Genomic DNA, 17,306 nt, shown 5'->3' with positions numbered 1-17,306 from the left:
GGAGGGCGGAGCCGCCGCCCGGACGACGCGAGGAGGACCCAGGGATGGCGTCACTGTTCAGCAAGCTGACCCAGTTCGCGAACACGCCGAAGGGCCGGCAGGTCATCGCGCAGGCCACCGAGAAGGCCCAGCAGCTGGCCAAGGACCCGAAGACCCGGGCGAAGATCGACGACGCCCGCCGTCGCTTCCAGGGCGGCCGCGGCCGTTAGGCGGAGGGTGGCCTCCCTGCAGGGTCCCGCCGCGAGCGTGCGAGTGGCGGGGGCAGGGAGGCCCTTCTTCAGGCGGGCTCGGGCCGGCGCAGCAGGCCCAGCGCGGCGTCGTGCAGCCGGCCGTTGGTGGCCAGCGCGCTGCCCCCGGCCGGGCCCGGGACGCCGGAGAGGTCGGTGAACGCGCCGCCGGCCTCGCGCACGATGACGTCGAGGGCGGCGAGGTCCCACACCGAGACCTCGGGCTCGCAGGCGACGTCCACCGCCCCCTCTGCCAGCAGCACGTAGCTCCAGAAGTCGCCGTAGGCGCGGGTGCGCCACACCGACCGGGTCAGGTCGAGGAAGCCGCCGAGCAGGCCGCGCTCCTCCCAGCCCGACAGGCTCGAGTAGGACAGGCTCGCGTCGTCCAGCCGGCCCACCCCCGACACCGTGCACCGGGTCGCCGACTCCAGCCGCCGCCCGGTCCAGGCGCCGACGCCCTTGGCCGCCCACCAGCGACGGTTGAGCGCCGGCGCGGAGACCAGGCCGACGACCGGTTCGTCGCCGTCGAACAGCGCGATGAGCGTGGCCCAGACCGGCACGCCCCGCACGAAGTTCTTCGTCCCGTCGATGGGGTCGAGCACCCACCGCCGCGGACCGTGGCCGGTCGCGCCCATCTCCTCGCCGAGCACCGCGTCGCGGGTGCGGGCGCGGGCGAGGGTGATGCGCAGCTGCTCCTCCACGGCGCGATCGGCGTCGGTGACCGGCGTGAGGTCCGGCTTGGTGTCGACCTGCAGGTCCAGCGCCTTGAAGCGGTCGAGGCTGATCGAGTCAGCCTGGTCGGCCAGCACGTGCGCCAGGTGCATGTCCCCCGTGTAGTCCCGGCCCGGTGTCATGGGCACCGAACCTAGCGGCGCTCAGTCGAAGACCGCGGCACTGACCCCGCTGGGCCCCTCGTACTCCCGGTCGTCGATCTTGTCCAGCGCGTCGAGGACCTCCTTGTCGCCGCCCTTGGCGTGCTCCAGGATCTGCTGCTTCGTGGCCGGGTAGTCCATGCCCTTGAGGGCCTTCTGGATGTCGATCGGGCTCACCATGACCCCGGCCTACCCGCGTCCGCCGTGGCCGATGCGCGGATACCGTCGGGGAGTGCACGCCGCGACGATCGCCGGGCTGCTCGCCGACCCGGTCCGCCTCAAGGTCGTCGCCGCCCTCGCCCTGGGGGCCGGCACGCTCGAGGAGGTCGCGGAGGCCACCGGGCTGCCGCTCAAGGACGTCGCCCTGGCCGCGCGCCGGCTGGGCCGGGCCGGCCTCGTCCGCCGCGACCGGCACGAGCTCGAGCTGCTGACCGAGCGCTTCGGCGCCGCGGCCCGCGCCGCCGCCGAGGCCGCCCCGCCGCCCGAGCCGCTGTCCGACGACCCCGCCGAGGACGCCGTCCTGTCGGCGTTCGTCCGCGACGGGCGGCTGGTGTCCATCCCGGCGCAGCAGAGCAAGCGGCGGATCGTGCTGGAGCACCTGGTGCGGGTCTTCGACGTCGGCGTCCGCTATCCCGAGCGCGAGGTCAACGCGCTGCTGGCGGTCTGGCACCCCGACACCGCCGCGCTGCGCCGCTACCTGGTCGACGAGGGCCTGCTCACCCGCGAGGCCGGCCGCTACTGGCGCAGCGGCGGCTGGGTCGACGTCTAGGGACCCGGCGGTCGACCCCGCACCGAGATGCGGACGACGGTCGTCCCGACCCGGCCGGAGACAGCCACGGTCCGCATCTCGCCCCCCGGGCAGCGGCCGAGGTGTGCGCGCACGCGGTTCGCGTCAGTAGCCGGGGCCGAGCTGGCCGACGGCGTCCAGCAGACGACGCAGGCTCTCCAGCCGCTCCCGGCGGGCCGGCGGGCCGGCGTCGGCCCAGGCGTCCAGCGCGCAGTCGGGGTCCGCGGCGGTGTGCCCGCAGCCGGGCGGGCAGTCGACCGCGGCCTCCGCGACGTCGTCGAACGCGGCGAGGACGTCCTCGGCGGTGACGTGGGCCAGGCCGAACGAGCGGATGCCCGGGGTGTCGATGACGGTTCCGCCGCCGGGCAGGTCCAGCAGCACCGCCGAGGACGACGTGTGCCGGCCCTTGCCCACCTTGGTGACCTCCCCGGTCGCCCGGTCGGCGTCCGGCACGAGCCGGTTGACCAGCGTGGACTTGCCGACGCCGGACTGGCCGACCAGCACGCTCATCCGCCCGTCCAGCCGTGCCAGCAGCGCGTCCAGCGGCGTCTCCCGCGACATCGGGACGGCGTCGACGTCCAGCCCTGCGTAGCGGTCGAGCAGCGGCTGAGGGCTGGCCAGGTCGGTCTTGGTGAGGCAGAGCAGCGGCTCCAGCCCCCCGGCGTAGGCGGCGACCACGCACCGGTCGAGGAAGCCCAGCGCGGGGTCGGGGTCGGTGACCGCGGTGACGATGACCAGCTGGTCGGCGTTGGCCACCACGACCCGCTCAGTGGGGTCGGTGTCGTCGGCGGTGCGGCGCAGGGACGTCGTCCGGTCCTCGATGACGACGATGCGGGCCAGGCTGTCCGGCCGGCCGGTGGTGTCGCCGACCAGCCGCACCCGGTCGCCGACGACGACGCCGTGCCGCCCCAGCTCCCGGGCGCGCATCGCGGTCACCTCGACCGGGGCGCCGCCGGCGCCCTCGACGCGCACGGTCATCCGGCCGCGATCGACCGCGACCACCAGCCCCGGGACGGCGTCGGAGTGGGTCGGCCGGGTGCGGGTGCGCGGCCGGGAGCCGCGCCGGCTGGGGCGGACCCGGACGTCGTCCTCGTCCGACCGCTTGTCGTGCCTGCGGGGGCTCAGCGCTCGACCCCGAGCATCGCGTTCCACCGGTCGACGAAGTCCGGCAGCGTCTTGCTCACCGCCTCCGGGTCGCGGACCTCGACGCCCTCGACGGCGAGGCCGAGGACGGCCGCGGCGTGCACCATCCGGTGGTCGGCGTAGCTGCCCACCTGCGCCGCCCGGTGCGGGCCCGGCGTGACCACCAGGCCGTCGGGCAGCTGCTCGACGCGGGCTCCCACGGCGGACAGCACCTCGTCGAGCGCCTGCAGCCGGTCGGTCTCGTGACCGCGCAGGTGCCCCAGCCCGGTCAGCCGGGAGGTCCCGTCGGCCAGTGCGCAGAGCGCCGCCAGCACCGGCGTGAGCTCGCCCACCTCGCCGAGGTCGGCGACCAGCGGGCGGACCGTCCCGGTGCCGGTCACCCGCAGGCCGTCGCCGGTGCGCTCCACGGCGGCCCCCATCGCGCCCAGCAGCGCGTCGAGCCGGCCGCCGGGCTGGGTGGTCTCCTCGGGCCAGTCGCGGACCGTCACCGACCCGCCGGTCACCAGCGCGGCGGCGAGGAAGGGCGCCGCGTTGGACAGGTCCGGCTCGAGCACCTCGTCGCGCGCCGCGACCGGTCCGGGGGCGACCCGCCAGCCCCGCGCGGTGCCGACGACGTCCACGCCGCGTCCGCGCAGCGACGCCACGGTCATCTCCACGTGCGGCATCGACGGCACCCCGCCGGCGAGGGCCAGGTCGAGCCCCTCGTCGAACCGGGCCGCGGCCAGCAGCAGCCCGGAGACGATCTGCGAGGACTCGCTCGCGTCGACGGTCACCGCGCCGCCGCGCACCCGCCCGGTGCCGTTCACGGTGAACGGCGCCCGGCCGCGGCCGCCGTCGTCGACCGGCACGCCGAGGTCGCGCAGCGCCGCGATCAGCCCGGCGTTGGGGCGCTCGTGCAGCCGCGGGTCGCCGTCCACCCGCACCGGGCCGTCGGCGAGCGCGGCGACCGGCGGCAGGAAGCGCAGCACGGTGCCGGCCAGCCCGGCGTCGACCTCGGCCGGGCCGCGCAGCTCGCCGGGGGTGACGATCCAGTCCTCGCCGTCCTCGTCGACCCGCACGCCGAGGGCCCGCAGGGCGGCCGCCATCAGGTCGGTGTCCCGGGCGCGCAGCGGCCGGACCAGCCGGCCCGGGCCTTCGGCGAGCGCGGCCAGGACCAGCGCCCGGGCGGTCAGCGACTTGGACCCGGGCAGGGCGACGACGGCGTCCACCGGGGTCGCGCGGTGCGGCGTCGTCCAGACCGAGCTCATGCGCTCATCCTGCCCGTTGCAGGACTCCCTGCCCCCCACCCCTCGCAAGCTCGGGGCAGGACCCTACAGGGAGCCGAGGCGGTCCTCCTTCAGCCGCCGGCCGGCTTGGCGGCCTTCTTCGCCGGCACCGTCCGGACCAGCCGCCGGTTGGCGAACTCGAACATCGCCAGCTCGGAGAGCTCCCGGCCGTAGCCGGAGCGCTTGATGCCGCCGAACGGCAGCTCCGGGGAGGAACCGGTGGGCTGGTTGATCCACACCATGCCGGCCTGGAGCCGCTCGGCCACCGCCCGGGCGCGGTCGAGGTCGCTGCTCATGACGGTGGCGCCCAGGCCGAAGTCGCTGTCGTTGGCCAGAGCGACGGCCTCCTCGGCGTCCTTCACCTTGTAGACCACGGCCGCCGGGCCGAACAGCTCCTCGCGGTAGGCCCGCATCTCCGGGGTGACGTCGGTGAGGATCGTCGCCTCGACGAACGCGCCGGGGTGCTCGGGCCGCGTCCCGCCGGCGACGACGGTGGCGCCCTTGTCGACGGCGTCCTGGATCTGGGCGTGCAGGTCCTGCGCCGCGCGCTCGCTGGAGAGCGGGGCCAGCGTCGTCGACGGGTCGGCCGGGTCGCCGGGGGAGAAGGTGGAGAACGCCTGCTTGAGGCCCTCGACGAAGGGCTCGTAGAGCTCCTCGGGGACGATCAGCCGCTTGGACGCGGTGCACGCCTGGCCGGTGTTCTGCATCCGGCCCATGGTCGCGGCCTTGATGGTGGCGCCCATGTCCTCGGCGTCGAGCACGATGAACGGGTCGCTGCCGCCGAGCTCCAGCACCGACTTCTTCAGGTGCTTGCCGGCCAGGGCGCCGACGGCGCTGCCCGCGCGCTCGCTGCCGGTCAGGGTCACGCCCTGGATGCGCGGGTCGGCGATGACCTGCTCGACGTCGGCGATCCGCAGGAAGGTGTTGGTGAACACGCCCTCGGGAGCCCCGGCGTCCGTGAACAGCTGCTCGATCGCCACCGCGCACTGGGGGGTGATCTCGGCGTGCTTGAGGATGACCGTGTTCCCCAGCACCAGGTTCGGGCCGGCCACGCGGACCACCTGGTAGAAGGGGTAGTTCCACGGCTCGATGGCCAGCAGGACGCCGACCGGCCGGGTCTCGACGACCGCCTCGCCCTTGCCCAGCAGCGGCTGGATCGCCGTGGGCTCGAGGAAGCCCGGGCCGTTGTCGGCGTAGTACGTCAGGATCATCGAGCAGAGCTTCAGCTCGCCGACGGCCTCGTCGTGCCGCTTGCCCATCTCCCGGGTGATGGTCGCGGCCAGGTCCTCGCGGCGCTCGTCCATGAGCTCGGCGGCGCGCCGGACGACGGCGGCGCGGTCCTCGACCGGCCGGTGCTGCCACTCCTGGTAGGCGGCGTGCGCCCGCCCGATGATCCCGTCGATCGCCTCGGTCGGGGTGAAGTCGAACTCCTGCTCCGTCTCGCCGGTGAAGGGGTTGACCGTCGCGTAGCGGCGCTCGCCGGACTCGCTGGCGGTCTTCGGGTGCTCGGTCGGTGGGGTCTGGGTCGCGGTCACGGGCGTGATCCTCGTCTCTCGGGCGTCGGGACGTCGAACCGGCCTGCCCGTCCGCCGCCGCCGGGAACCGTCCGTCCCCGGGCCTACAGTCGCAGGTGACCGCATCAGCCGGCCCCGACCGGGAGGTACCACCGTGTGTGGCCGCTACGCCGCCAGCCGCCGTCCCGAGGACCTCGTCCTGGAGTTCGAGGCGGTCCCGGCCGAGGGGCAGCGCCCGCTGCCGGCGGACTACAACGTCGCCCCGACCAAGGACGTCTACGTCGTCCGGCAGAAGAAGGAGCGCGACCCCGAGGGTGCGCCCACCGGGGCCACGCACCGCGAGCTGCGCGCCGTCCGCTGGGGCCTGGTGCCCTCCTGGGCCAAGGACCCGTCGGTCGGCAACCGGATGCTCAACGCCCGCGTCGAGTCGCTCACCGAGAAGCCCGCCTTCCGCCGCGCCGCCCGCTCGCGCCGCTGCCTGGTGCCGGCCGACGGCTGGTACGAGTGGGCGAAGCGGCTCGACGGGCCCGGCAAGCAGCCTTACTACATGACCCCGCGGGACGGGTCGGTGCTCGCCTTCGCCGGCCTGTGGGAGGTCTGGGGCGAGGGCGACGACCGGCTCTACACCTGCACGGTCATCACCGAGCCCGCCGTCGGAGCACTCACCGAGATCCACGACCGGATGCCGCTGGTGCTGCCCCGCGACCGCTGGGCCGACTGGCTGGACCCGGCGCGCGAGGACGTCGCCGAGCTGGCCGCGCCGACCCCGCCGGAGCTGGTCGAGGGCCTGGAGCTGCGGCCGGTGAGCCCAGCGGTCAACAGCGTGAAGAACAACGGCGTCGGGCTGACCGCCCGCGCCGAGTCGGTCGCCGAGCCGGCCGACCAGCCCGCGCTCTTCTGAGGTGGCCGGTATCGAGGAGGCCCTGCCCGAGGCCATCCAGCGCCCGCGCGCGGGCGCGCTGCCCGACTGGGTGGCCGCCGCCGTCACCTTCCTGTCCTCCGGAGCCGTGCTGGTCCTGGAGATCGCCGGGCTGCGGTTGATCGCCCCGTACGTCGGGATCACCCTGCAGACCAACACCGCGGTCATCGGCTTCGCGCTGGCCGCCATCGCGGTCGGGGCGTGGATGGGCGGCGCCCTGGCCGACCGCACCGACCCGCGCCGGCTGATCGCGCCGCTGATGGTCGCCGGCGGTGCCCTGCTGGTCGCCGTCCTGCCGCTGGTGCGCTTCGCCGGGTCGCTGCTGACGGGTGCCGACGCCGGCAGCGTGCTGCTGCTGGCCGCGGTCGCCGTCGTCGTCCCCGCGGCGCTGCTGTCGGCGGTGCCGCCGATGGTGGTCAAGCTGCAGCTGGCCAGCCTGGCGGAGACCGGCTCGGTGGTCGGCCGGCTGTCGGGCATCGGCACCCTCGGCGGGATCGCCGCCACCTTCCTCACCGGCTTCCTGCTCGTGGCGGTGTTCCCGACCAGCGGCATCCTCGTCGGCACCGGCCTGGTGACCGTGCTCGCCGGGGTCGCGGTCGGCGTGCTCCTGCGGCGGCACACCGGCGGGATCGCCGGGCGGGTGCCGGCGGCACTGCTCCTGCTCGCCCTGGCCGGCTCGCTGCTCGCGGCGGTCGCGCCGAGCCGCTGCCAGGCCGAGACCGCCTACCACTGCGCCCGGGTGGTCGCCGACCCCGAGCGGGAGACCGGCCGCGCGCTGGTGCTGGACACGCTGCGGCACAGCTACGTCGACCTCGCCGACCCCACGTACCTGGAGTTCGACTACGTCCGGGCGATCGCCGCGGTGACCGACGCCATGGCCCCGGCCGGGGAGCCGCTGTCGGCGCTGCACCTCGGCGGTGGCGGGGCGACCGTGCCGCGCTACCTCGCCGCGGTCCGCCCGGGCACCGCCAGCCTGGTGGTCGAGGTCGACCCCGGGGTGGTCGCCATGGACCGCGAGCACCTCGGGCTGACCGAGACCGACGGGCTGCAGGTCGAGGTCGCCGACGCCCGGGTGGCGCTCGGCGAGGAACCGGTGGGGGAGCGCGACCTCGTCGTCGGCGACGCCTTCGGGGGGCTCTCGGTGCCCTGGCAGCTGACCACCGTGGAGGCACTGGAGCTGGTCGACCGCGCGCTCGCCCACGACGGCGTCTACGTCGCCAACCTCATCGACAACCCGCCGCTGGGGTTCGTGCGGGCGGAGCTGGCCACGCTGGATGCGGTCTTCCCGCACGTCGCGCTGCTCGCCCGGGACGCCGTCCTCGCGGGGGAGGACGGCGGCAACGTCGTCGTCCTGGCCGCGCAGCAGCCGCTGCCGCTCGACGCGGTCGCCGCCGCGCTGCGCGACCACGACCTCGACTGGCGGGTCGCGTCCGGGCAGGAGCTGGTGGAGTTCGTCGGCGACGCCGAGGTGCTCACCGACGACCACGCGCCGGTCGACCAGTTGCTCACGCCCTACGCCGCGCCCGGCTCCTGAGCTGCGGCCCCGTCCAGCCCCCGGCGTTCTCCGCGGCAATCGCCGGTCAGCGGGCGATCGCCGCGGTGCGCCCCCGGGTCAGCCGCACCAGGTCCGCCGGCGCCAGCTCAACCTGCAGACCCCGCCGTCCGGCGCTGACCAACACCGTGGCGAAGTCCAGCGCCGACTCGTCGACGACCGTCGGCAGCGCCTTGCGCTGACCCAGCGGGCTGATGCCGCCGAGCACGTAGCCGGTCGTCCGCTCCGCGTCGGCCGGGTCGGCCATCGCGGCCTTGCGCCCGCCGGCGGCCGCGGCGAGCGCCTTGAGGTCGAGGCTGCCGGCCACCGGGACGACGGCGACGGTGAGGACGCCGTCCACCCGGGCGACCAGCGTCTTGAACACCTGGCGCGGGTCGGCGCCGAGCGCGGCCACCGCGGCCTCGCCGCGGCCCTGGCCGGCGGGGTGCTCGGGGTCGTACGGGTGCAGGGTGTGGGCCACCCGGGCCCGTTCCAGAGCCCGCACCGCGGGGGTCGCCGCCACGGTCCGGGAGAGTAGTTCTGCCGCACACCGGGGAATGGCGGGCCCGGCCCGCAGGGTTGGACCCCGCGTGAGCAACACCCTCTCCACCAGCGCCCGCCAGCGCCCTGCGCTCCGGCGGCCCCCGGGCCGGCCCGGGGCCGCGCGGCTAGGATCGTCGGAGGTGGTGACCCGCGCCCGGGCGCCGCAGAGAGGACGGTCGGTGCCTGAGGAGTCCGCGGACCGCACGCCCGAGACCACGACCACCGACGCCGTCGAGGACACCTCGCCGGTCGAGGTGCCCGAGGCGCGCGAGGGCGGCAGCCGCACGGAGGTCGACGAGACCCGTGCCGAGCGCGACGCCCGCTTCGAGCGGGACGCGCTGCCCTATCTCGACCAGCTCTACCCGGCGGCCCTGCGGATGACCCGCAACCCGGCCGACGCCGAGGACCTGGTCCAGGAGACGTTCGTGAAGGCCTACTCGGCGTTCCACCAGTTCGCCGCGGGCACCAACCTCAAGGCCTGGCTGTACCGGATCCTGACCAACACCTACATCAACAGCTACCGCAAGAAGCAGCGGCAGCCGCAGCAGTACCCCACCGACCAGGTGCAGGACTGGCAGCTGTACGCCGCCGAGGAGCACAGCTCCAGCGGCCTGCGCTCGGCCGAGATCGAGGCGCTGGACCACCTGCCGGACTCCGACATCAAGGAGGCCCTGCAGCAGCTGCCGGAGGACTTCCGCCTGGCGGTCTACCTCGCCGACGTCGAGGGGTTCGCCTACAAGGAGATCGCCGAGATCATGGGCACGCCCATCGGCACGGTGATGTCCCGCCTGCACCGCGGTCGCCGTGGGCTGCAGAAGCTGCTGGCCGACTACGCCCGGGAGCGCGGCTTCGTCCGGGCCGGTGCCGGGGAGGAGGCGACCCGCTCGTGACCAGCGACCAGCGTCCGGGCGCCGGGGAGCCGATCTCGATCGACTCCTGTGACGACGTGCTGTCCCACGTGTTCGAGTTCCTCGACCACGAGACCGAGCCCGCCCGGCGGCAGGTCATCGCCGAGCACCTCGAGGACTGCTCGCCCTGCCTGCGCCAGTTCGGCATCGAGCAGGAGTTCAAGGCACTGGTCCGCCGGCGGTGCGGGGGCGACACCCCGCCGCCCGGGCTGCGGGACCGGATCAAGCTGCAGCTGACCAGCGTCTCCTTCGAGGAGGACGGCACGCAGGTCAGCGTCGAGCGGGTCAGCGTGGAGCGCACGCAGGAGCACCCCACCGCCTGACGGACCAGCCCCTCCCACGCCACGCACACGCGGCGCGGGCCCTGGAGGGTGGCCTGGACGCGAGAGGCCCAGAACCCGACGGGTCCTGGGCCTCTCGCGCACGGCCCCCTGCGGGGTCCCGCCGCGAGCCTGCGAGCGGTGGGAGGCAGGGGGTCCTTCGTCAGGCGTTGGGGCGCTTGCCGTGGTTGGCCTTGTTCCCCTTGCGGGAGCGGCGCTTGCGTCCACGCTTGGACATCGCTGCCCTCCTTCCGTCATCGCTGCTGCAGGTCCGTCGGCGGACCCCTGGACACCTCCGGGGAACCCGAGGCCGCGTGGTGCGCTGCGACGCCGGGGGACCCGTCAGGCTGGACCTCCAGCCTCTCACGAGCTCGCGTGTTGCCGTTCCCCTGTAGCGGTCCGGCGGTGCGGGGGGTGAGGCTGGGAGGGAGGACGACGCCGAGGTCGGTGGAAGGCGGTTCGGGACGTGGCACACGTCGGGATCGAGAGCGTGCTCGTGGCGGGTCGGGGGCCGGCCGCGTGCGCGGTGGTGGCGGCCTGCTCCCGCCTGGACGTGAAGACGGTCGCCGTCCACTCGGAGGCCGACCGCTCCGCCCGTCACGTGCGGCTGGCCGACGAGGCGATCCTGCTCGGCCCGGCCCCGGCCGCGGAGTCCTACCTCGCCGTGGACCGGATCGTCGAGGCCGCCCGCCGCAGCGGCGCGCAGGCCGTCCTCCCGGTGCCGCCGGCCCTGGCCGGCAACGCCCGGCTGGCCGGTGCGGTGGTGGCGGCCGGTCTCACCTGGGTCGGCCCGTCGGCCGCGGTGCTCGAGCGGCTCGGCGGGGACGGCGTCGAGCCGGCCAGCGAGCGCGGGTTCCTCGCGCTGGTCACCGACGGGGGGCTGCGCTGCACGACGCCGGTGTCCCGGGACCGCGCGGCCGGCATCGCCCGCGTCTCCTGGACCCCGGACGAGCCGTTCGAGCTGCCCCCGACCGCCAAGCGCCTGCCGGAGATCGGCTGGCGCGGGCTGGTCACCGTGGGCATCGCCCCGGACGGCGAACTGGCCGAGGTCGCGGCCGGCTTCTCCCTCGACATGACGGTGCTGGAGCGGGCGCACGGGGTGGATGCCGTCGAGCTGGCGCTGCGCAGTGCCGCGGGGAGCTCGGCCGCCGACGCCGGGACCGGTGCGCCACCGCGGCGGGCGGTCACCGTGCAGCTGCGGTCCACCCTGCCGCCGGGGCAGGGCGGGCGGGTCACCGGCCGGCTGCCGCGGTCGGGTCGCCTCCCGGGCGGGACGTCCGGCGTCGACGTGGTCGCGGTGAGCGGCTACGAGCCGGGCGACCGGCTGGACCGCTGGTACGACGCGCTGCTGGCGACCATCAGCGCGGGGGCCCGGGACACCGCGACCGCCGCGCGGGCCGTCAGCGACGTCCTCGACGCGGTGCCGGAGGTGGGCGTGCCGCACGACGGTCCCGAGGTGTGCGCGGTGCTCGAACGGCTGGCGTCCGACCGCCCCGTGTGACGTGCGCCCGCGAGGGAGGGCGCGTGCCAGGATGGGACCAGGTCGGTCGAGGAGGTGCTGGTGGTGGTCGAGGAGATCCACGCCGAGATGGTGTCGAGCGTCTGGAAGGTGCTCGTCCAGCCGGGCAGCGAGGTGGCGGCCGGCGACACCCTGGTGATCCTCGAGTCGATGAAGATGGAGATCCCCGTCCTCACCGAGCAGGCCGGCACCGTCCGTGAACTGCACGTCGTCGAGGGCGAGGTGCTGCAGGAGGGCGACCTCATCGCCACCGTCGACGGATGAAGGACCCCTCGAAGGACCCCGTCCCCCTCACCCCTCGCAGGCTCGGGCCGAGCCTCTGGACGGGGCCGGCTCACAGGTCGAGCGCGTAGACCAGCAGGTCGGTGCAGGGCGTCGGACGCCAGTCCCGCTCCGGCAGCCGGGTGAAGCCGAGCCGCTCGTAGAGGCGCTGCGCCGCCGTCATCCGTCGGTCGGTGGAGAGCACCATGCGGCGCTTCCCGGCCGCCCGCGCCCGGTCCAGGCAGGCGGTCACCAGCAGCTCGCCGATGCCGCGGCCCTGGACGGCCGGGTCGACGACGAGCATGCGGAACGCGGCCTCGTCGTCGGACTCGGTGATCTCGCCGAAGTCGCCCGCGAGCACCAGCGCCACGCTGCCGACCACGCGGCCCCCGTCGTCGCGGACGACGAGCAGTTCGGCGCGGTCGGCCCGGCCGGCGACGTCGCGGAGCTGCACGCCGTACTCGGGGGAGGCCAGCCCACCGCCCACGTAGACGTCGTGGGTGAGCTGTCCGATCCGCGCGTGGTCGTCGGGACGGGCGCGGTCGACGGTCAGGGGCGGTGCGTCGGGGGACGAGGACACGGCGCCGAGCGTAGGCGCGCACGGACCTACGCTCGGAACCACGATGACGAGCCTCTTCGAACGCCTCACCCGCGGCTCGGCCTCCGCGCCGGCGCAGGTGGACCACGCCCGCCGGCTGGTGGCCGACTGGCAGCTGCTGGCCGACCTGTCGTTCGCCGACCTGACGCTGTGGGTGCCGCTGCGCTCCGGCGCGTGGTGGTGCGTGGCGCAGGTGCGCCCGCTCACCGCGCCCACCAGCCAGCCCGACGACCTGGTGGGCGCGGAGGTGGAGGGGCCGGCCGCCGAGCCGTTCCTGGTGGCGCACCGCGAGGGCCGACCGGTCACGGAGGGGGAGCCGGACTGGTCGAGCGGCACCCCGCGGCGCCGGGAGGTCGTGCCGGTGCGGCACGACGGCGTCGTCGTCGCCGTCCTGGCGCGGGACACCAACCTGGCGGTGACCCGGTCGCCGTCCACCCTGGAGCTCACCTACCTCGACATCGCCGCCGACCTCTGCCTGATGGTCTCCGCCGGCACCTTCCCGCCGCAGAAGCCGCTGGACGCCGAGCTGAGCCCGCGCGTCGGCGACGGTCTGGTGCGGCTGGACGCCGACGGCCGCGCGGCCTACGCCAGCCCGAACGCGCTGTCTGCCTACCGCCGGCTGGGGGTCACCGGGGACGTCGTCGGCGCGGACCTCGCGCGCCTCACCCTGGACGCCGCGGCCGACCGGGTGGCCGGGGAGACGGTCGCGGCCGGCATCCGGGCCGCGGTGGCCGGCCGGTTCCCCGACCTGATGGACGTCGAGAGCACGTCGGCGACGCTGCTGGTGCGGGCGCTGCCGCTGCAGGCACCGGGCGCCGAGGAGGGGGCGCTGGTGCTGGTGCGCGACGTGACCGACGTCCGCCGCCGGGACCGCGCGCTGCTGACCAAGGACGCGACCATCCGGGAGATCCACCACCGGGTGAAGAACAACCTGCAGACCGTCGCGGCCCTGCTGCGGCTGCAGGCGCGCCGGATGACCGAGCCCGCGGCCCGCGAGGCGCTGGAGGAGTCGGTGCGGCGGGTGTCGTCCATCGCGGTGGTCCACGAGACGCTGGCCGGCAGCCGCGAGGACGTGGTGGACGTCGACGACGTCCTCGACCGGGTGCTGCCGATGCTGGGCGACCTGACCTCGGTCGGCCCGGCGGCGCGGACCCGGCGGGTCGGCCAGTTCGGGGAGCTGCCGGCGGTGGCGGCCACCCCGCTGGTGCTGGTGGTCACCGAGCTGCTGCACAACGCCGCCGAGCACGCCTTCCCCGACGGCAGCCCGGGCAGCATCGAGCTGGTGGCCGAGCGGGACCGCGACGACCTCGTCGTCCGGGTGCGGGACGACGGCCGGGGGCTGCCCGAGGGCTTCGACCCCGAGGCCGGCGACGGGCTGGGCCTCCAGATCGTGCGCACGCTGGTCGCCAGCGAGCTGGGCGGCAGCCTCGCCATGACCAGCCCGCCCTCCCCGCCCGCGGACGGCCGCACCGGCACCGAGGTCGTCCTCACCCTGCCCGGCGCGGGGAGACCCCGCCGCTAGCCAGGCGGGCCGATCGCGGGCCCCCGGACGGCCCCGCCCAGGGGCCCGCCCCGAGCCGGCGAGGGCGGTCCTTCGACCGGTCGGGGCACGGGCTGCGGCCCGGGGACGGCCACTGGCCGCGGTGTGAGCTCCGCAGGGCGACGGACGACACAGAGGCCGGCCCGGGTGTCCCGGGCCGGCCTCGTGGCGGTGCTGGTGGTGCGGTGTCCTCAGGCGGTGCGGACGCGGGTGCGAGCCTGGCGCCGCTTCAGCGCGCGCCGCTCGTCCTCGGAGAGTCCACCCCAGACGCCGGAGTCCTGTCCCGAGCGCAGCGCCCAGTCCAGGCAGGACTCGACGACGGGGCAGCGCCGGCACACACCCTTGGCCTGCTCGATCTGGACGAGTGCCGGACCGGTCGTCCCGATGGGGAAGAACAGTTCCGGGTCCTCGTCGCGGCAGAGCGCGCGGTGGCGCCAGTCCATGGCCGTGTTCTCCTCGATGTCGTCTACGGTGTGGTGCAGTCGTCGCCGGCCTCGGACCGATCCGCAGGCCGGCACCGGGGTGACCAGCGCCATGGCACAGCGACTTCATGCATGTGTTACCGACAGGTTGCTTTCCTCCCGCGATGTTTTCACGGCGAGGACACCTGTCAAGCAGAACGAGGGCATCGGTCGACCCCTCGTGAGCAAGCTCACCACGGGCATGATAGGGCCGCCACTCGACCAGACGGTCCTCTCGCGCGCTGCGTTGACAATCGCCGCCTCCCGTGGGTGAAACCGCAGGTCACCGGCCGCCGACCGGAACCGGCCCGTTTCCCTGCGTCGCTCTGCGGGCGCGTTCGGCGGTCTGCGGGCGGGATCCTGCCCCCAGCGCGTGGAGGGCGCCGGCAGAGCCGCCCTCAGACGACGACGGTCAGCGCGGAGGGGACGCTGCGCACCCGCAGCCCGGTCGCGGTCCCGAGGTGGTCGCCGTCGAGCTGCCAGCCCTGCGGACGGCGTGCGGTGAGGGTCAGTTCGGCCTGGTCGTGCCAGCGGTGCACGCCGTCGCCACGGACGTCGGGGCGCGGCGCGAAGACCTCGCGGACGTGGTGCAGCATCCGGACGATGCCGGTGCGGCCGAGCGCGAAGACGTCCAGGCCGTTGTCGAAGGAGGCGTCCGGGGTCGGGTTCACCGCCCGCGCGCCCAGGTAGGTCCACGGCGAGACGTTGGAGACCAGGCAGAGGAACAGCCCGTCGAGCGGGGGACCGTCGGGCAGGTGGACCGAGATCGCCGGGTCCCGGCGCTCGCGGCCGAACACGAACGCGCTCGTCGCCTCCACCACGTAGAGCAGCCCCGTGGACCGGACGCCGCGGGCGCGGTGGGCCTCCACCCGGCCGATGACGTCGGCGTCGAAGCCCAGCCCGGCGGAGAAGGCGAACCAGCGCGGGTCCCCCCACCCCGGGTGCGCCGCGGCCCCGGCGTCGGCGGCGGACTGCGCGAGCCCCGGGTCGGGCAACCGCGCCGGCGCCGCGGTGGCGCCGCGGGTGCTGGCCGTGCCCAGCGAGATCCGCCGGGTGCGGCCGGCGCGCAGCGAGTCGAGGACCTCCCGGGTGGCGGCCAGCGGGTCCCGTGCGCGGCCGAGCGCGCGGGAGAAGACGTTCGTCGAGCCCCCGGGCACCACGGCCAGCGGCGGGACCTGCTCGCCGGGGCCGTCGTGCAGCAGGCCGTTGACCACCTCGTTGACGGTGCCGTCGCCACCGAGCGCGAGGACGACGTCGACGCCGTCGACGCACGCCTTGCGGGCCAGCTCGCTGCCGTGCCCGCGGTGGGTCGTCTCCGCGAGCTCGACCTGCAGCTCGCCGGCGAGGGTCCGGAGCACGCGGTCGCGGATGCCTCGGTTGGTCGTCGTCGCCGCGGGGTTGGCCACCACGAGCGCGCGCATGACAGTCAGGCTAGCCAGCGACCTGGCTCACCCCGCGCGGGCGTGCGGGGTCACGAGCGGGCGGCCGGGCGGACGAGGTCCCGGTGGTGCGCCGGCGCGTACCGTGCCGGTCGTGACCGAACAGTCCGGAGCCAGGCCGCCGCGGGACCGCCGGAGGGCGGAGCGGCTGCTGGGCGGCGCGGCCGAGCCGGCGGCGCGGCACCCCGGACGGGAGCGCCCGGCGGCCCCGAGGGCGGTGCGCCAGGCGGCGCTGGTGGCCGGCGTGGAGGCCGCGGCGCTGGCCGCGGTCGCGCTCTGGCTGCTCGTCCTGACGTTCACCTCGACCGCCGACAGCGTCGGGCGGGCCATGGCCGAGGTCGTCTACGTCGGCATCTTCGCCGTCGCGTTGGGCGCGGCCGCCGTGGGGCTGTGGCGGGTGTCGCCGTGGTCGCGCGGGCCGGTGGTCTTCCTGCAGCTGCTGCTGGGGCTCTTCGGCTACTACTCGGCGTTCGAGTGGGGCGGTGCGTGGGCCGGCGTCCCGATCCTGGTGCTCGTGGGGACCGAGCTGTACCTGCTGGCCACGCCTGAGGCCCGGCTCGCGTTCGAGGACCGCTGAAGACCGGCTCCGCACGAGCCCGTCGGCCCCTTTCCGGGTCCCGCCCCCCAGCTTGCGAGGGGTTGGGGGGAGAGGGGGTCCTCCTTCAGACGAGATCGACCACGTCGGCGATCGAGTCGAGCACCCGGCCCGGCCGGAACGGGAAGCGCGCCACGTCGGAGGCCCGGGTGGAGCCGGTGAGCACCAGGATGGTGTCCAGGCCGGCCTCGATCCCCGCGACCACGTCGGTGTCCATGCGGTCGCCGATCATGACCGTGGACTCCGAGTGCGCCTCGATCCGGTTCATGGCGCTGCGGAACATCATCGGGTTCGGCTTGCCGACGAAATAGGGCTCGGAGCCGGTGGCCCGGGTGATCATCGCCGCGACCGAGCCGGTGGCCGGCAGCGGGCCCTCGGGGGAGGGACCGGTGACGTCGGGGTTGGTCGCGATGAAGCGGGCCCCCGCGCCCACCAGCCGGATCGCGCGGGTGATCGCCTCGAAGGAGTACGTCCGGGTCTCCCCGAGGACGACGTAGTCCGGATCGGTGTCGGTGAGCGTGTAGCCGGCCTCGTACAGCGCCGTGGTCAGGCCCGCCTCGCCGATGACGTACGCCGAGCCGTTCGGCAGCTGGGTCGACAGGAAGTCCGCCGTGGCCAGCGCCGAGGTCCAGATCGACGCCTCGGGCACCTGCAGCTCCGACCGCGCCAGCCGGGCGGAGAGGTCACGCGGGGTGAAGATCGAGTTGTTGGTGAGGACGAGGAAGCGCCGGCCGGCCGAGACCAGGCGGTCGAGGAAGTCGGCGGCGCCGGGCAGGGCCTGGCCCTCGTGCACGAGGACGCCGTCCATGTCGGTCAGCCAGCACTCCGCCGGCTTGCGGTCGATGCTCACCCCGACGATCCTGC

21 protein-coding genes are annotated in these 17,306 nt (G+C 75.3%); 10 read left to right on the top strand and 11 right to left on the bottom strand.

Translation table 11 applies throughout. The features are described 5' to 3' along the window. Nucleotides 1-44: 44 nt before the first annotated feature. The gene (locus tag ACI78Z_RS07370; protein WP_198588103.1) at nt 45-209 is read left to right on the top strand and encodes a hypothetical protein; all 165 of its coding nucleotides are present in this window, start codon (nt 45-47) and stop codon (nt 207-209) included. A 68-nt stretch (nt 210-277) separates the two neighbouring features. Here the strand turns inward: ACI78Z_RS07370 and ACI78Z_RS07365 are convergent, their stop codons facing one another. Together ACI78Z_RS07365 and ACI78Z_RS07360 are read right to left on the bottom strand one after the other, a co-directional pair. After that, nucleotides 278-1,081: an inositol monophosphatase family protein gene (locus ACI78Z_RS07365; RefSeq protein WP_457035875.1), complete on the bottom strand. Its 804-nt coding sequence runs from the start codon at nt 1,079-1,081 to the stop codon at nt 278-280. Nucleotides 1,082-1,102: 21 nt separating this feature from the next. Continuing rightward, nucleotides 1,103-1,279 carry a DUF2795 domain-containing protein gene (locus ACI78Z_RS07360; RefSeq protein ID WP_072918029.1) on the bottom strand — a complete coding sequence of 59 codons (177 nt, stop codon included), beginning with the start codon at nt 1,277-1,279 and terminating at the stop codon, nt 1,103-1,105. Between the two features lie 52 nt (nt 1,280-1,331). On the opposite strand from ACI78Z_RS07360, the gene ACI78Z_RS07355 reads away from it, so the two are divergent. Beyond that, complete coding sequence (locus ACI78Z_RS07355) at nt 1,332-1,868, top strand: DUF2087 domain-containing protein (protein WP_457035874.1); 537 nt, start codon at nt 1,332-1,334, stop codon at nt 1,866-1,868. A gap of 123 nt (nt 1,869-1,991) precedes the next feature. Here the strand turns inward: ACI78Z_RS07355 and rsgA are convergent, their stop codons facing one another. The 3 genes from rsgA to ACI78Z_RS07340 form a co-directional block, all read right to left on the bottom strand. Further along, nucleotides 1,992-3,038: a ribosome small subunit-dependent GTPase A gene (gene rsgA / locus ACI78Z_RS07350; RefSeq protein WP_457035873.1), complete on the bottom strand. Its 1,047-nt coding sequence runs from the start codon at nt 3,036-3,038 to the stop codon at nt 1,992-1,994. Next, nucleotides 3,008-4,276 (bottom strand): 3-phosphoshikimate 1-carboxyvinyltransferase, encoded by a 1,269-nt coding sequence (aroA, locus tag ACI78Z_RS07345; RefSeq protein WP_457035872.1) that lies wholly within the window; start codon nt 4,274-4,276, stop codon nt 3,008-3,010. The genes rsgA and aroA overlap by 31 nt, the downstream gene beginning before the upstream one ends. A gap of 89 nt (nt 4,277-4,365) precedes the next feature. Continuing rightward, entirely contained in the window at nt 4,366-5,829 is a 1,464-nt protein-coding gene (locus ACI78Z_RS07340; protein ID WP_457035871.1) for an NAD-dependent succinate-semialdehyde dehydrogenase, read from the bottom strand. Nucleotides 5,830-5,962: 133 nt separating this feature from the next. Between ACI78Z_RS07340 and ACI78Z_RS07335 the strand changes: the two genes are divergently transcribed. Both ACI78Z_RS07335 and ACI78Z_RS07330 read left to right on the top strand, forming a co-directional pair. After that, entirely contained in the window at nt 5,963-6,709 is a 747-nt protein-coding gene (locus ACI78Z_RS07335) for an SOS response-associated peptidase (RefSeq protein WP_457035870.1), read from the top strand. Nucleotide 6,710: 1 nt separating this feature from the next. Further along, nucleotides 6,711-8,261 (top strand): fused MFS/spermidine synthase, encoded by a 1,551-nt coding sequence (locus tag ACI78Z_RS07330; protein WP_457035869.1) that lies wholly within the window; start codon nt 6,711-6,713, stop codon nt 8,259-8,261. Nucleotides 8,262-8,307: 46 nt separating this feature from the next. On the opposite strand, the gene ybaK is transcribed toward ACI78Z_RS07330, so the two are convergent. Then, complete coding sequence (gene ybaK / locus ACI78Z_RS07325) at nt 8,308-8,781, bottom strand: Cys-tRNA(Pro) deacylase (RefSeq protein ID WP_457035868.1); 474 nt, start codon at nt 8,779-8,781, stop codon at nt 8,308-8,310. A gap of 199 nt (nt 8,782-8,980) precedes the next feature. Between ybaK and ACI78Z_RS07320 the strand changes: the two genes are divergently transcribed. Both ACI78Z_RS07320 and rsrA read left to right on the top strand, forming a co-directional pair. Next, the gene (locus tag ACI78Z_RS07320) at nt 8,981-9,691 is read left to right on the top strand and encodes a sigma-70 family RNA polymerase sigma factor (protein WP_457035867.1); all 711 of its coding nucleotides are present in this window, start codon (nt 8,981-8,983) and stop codon (nt 9,689-9,691) included. Then, nucleotides 9,688-10,032 carry a mycothiol system anti-sigma-R factor gene (gene rsrA / locus ACI78Z_RS07315; RefSeq protein ID WP_457035866.1) on the top strand — a complete coding sequence of 115 codons (345 nt, stop codon included), beginning with the start codon at nt 9,688-9,690 and terminating at the stop codon, nt 10,030-10,032. The genes ACI78Z_RS07320 and rsrA overlap by 4 nt, the downstream gene beginning before the upstream one ends. Before the next feature lie 160 nt (nt 10,033-10,192). Here the strand turns inward: rsrA and ACI78Z_RS07310 are convergent, their stop codons facing one another. Further along, entirely contained in the window at nt 10,193-10,267 is a 75-nt protein-coding gene (locus tag ACI78Z_RS07310; protein WP_014377707.1) for a 50S ribosomal protein bL37, read from the bottom strand. 228 nt (nt 10,268-10,495) lie between these two features. Here ACI78Z_RS07310 and ACI78Z_RS07305 point away from each other — a divergent pair, with 228 nt between their 5' ends. Further along, nucleotides 10,496-11,530 (top strand): biotin carboxylase N-terminal domain-containing protein, encoded by a 1,035-nt coding sequence (locus ACI78Z_RS07305; protein WP_457035865.1) that lies wholly within the window; start codon nt 10,496-10,498, stop codon nt 11,528-11,530. A gap of 60 nt (nt 11,531-11,590) precedes the next feature. Continuing rightward, on the top strand, nt 11,591-11,812 hold the full coding sequence (locus ACI78Z_RS07300; protein WP_083606275.1) for a biotin/lipoyl-binding carrier protein: 222 nt from the start codon (nt 11,591-11,593) through the stop codon (nt 11,810-11,812). A gap of 70 nt (nt 11,813-11,882) precedes the next feature. Here ACI78Z_RS07300 and ACI78Z_RS07295 read toward each other — a convergent pair whose 3' ends face one another. Then, the gene (locus ACI78Z_RS07295) at nt 11,883-12,389 is read right to left on the bottom strand and encodes a GNAT family N-acetyltransferase (RefSeq protein WP_457035864.1); all 507 of its coding nucleotides are present in this window, start codon (nt 12,387-12,389) and stop codon (nt 11,883-11,885) included. A 43-nt stretch (nt 12,390-12,432) separates the two neighbouring features. Between ACI78Z_RS07295 and ACI78Z_RS07290 the strand changes: the two genes are divergently transcribed. Beyond that, the gene (locus ACI78Z_RS07290; protein ID WP_457035863.1) at nt 12,433-13,929 is read left to right on the top strand and encodes a sensor histidine kinase; all 1,497 of its coding nucleotides are present in this window, start codon (nt 12,433-12,435) and stop codon (nt 13,927-13,929) included. A gap of 209 nt (nt 13,930-14,138) precedes the next feature. On the opposite strand, the gene ACI78Z_RS07285 is transcribed toward ACI78Z_RS07290, so the two are convergent. Both ACI78Z_RS07285 and ACI78Z_RS07280 read right to left on the bottom strand, forming a co-directional pair. Further along, on the bottom strand, nt 14,139-14,390 hold the full coding sequence (locus ACI78Z_RS07285; RefSeq protein ID WP_448609908.1) for a WhiB family transcriptional regulator: 252 nt from the start codon (nt 14,388-14,390) through the stop codon (nt 14,139-14,141). A 416-nt stretch (nt 14,391-14,806) separates the two neighbouring features. Beyond that, nucleotides 14,807-15,829: a diacylglycerol/lipid kinase family protein gene (locus tag ACI78Z_RS07280; RefSeq protein WP_457035862.1), complete on the bottom strand. Its 1,023-nt coding sequence runs from the start codon at nt 15,827-15,829 to the stop codon at nt 14,807-14,809. Between the two features lie 112 nt (nt 15,830-15,941). Between ACI78Z_RS07280 and ACI78Z_RS07275 the strand changes: the two genes are divergently transcribed. Beyond that, complete coding sequence (locus ACI78Z_RS07275; protein WP_457035861.1) at nt 15,942-16,424, top strand: hypothetical protein; 483 nt, start codon at nt 15,942-15,944, stop codon at nt 16,422-16,424. 85 nt (nt 16,425-16,509) lie between these two features. On the opposite strand, the gene ACI78Z_RS07270 is transcribed toward ACI78Z_RS07275, so the two are convergent. Further along, complete coding sequence (locus ACI78Z_RS07270; protein ID WP_457035860.1) at nt 16,510-17,292, bottom strand: HAD-IIA family hydrolase; 783 nt, start codon at nt 17,290-17,292, stop codon at nt 16,510-16,512. Between the last annotated feature and the right edge of the window lie 14 nt (nt 17,293-17,306).

Source organism: Geodermatophilus sp. SYSU D01176 (genome assembly GCF_054050015.1).
This window is presented reverse-complemented; position numbering and strand designations above follow the sequence as displayed.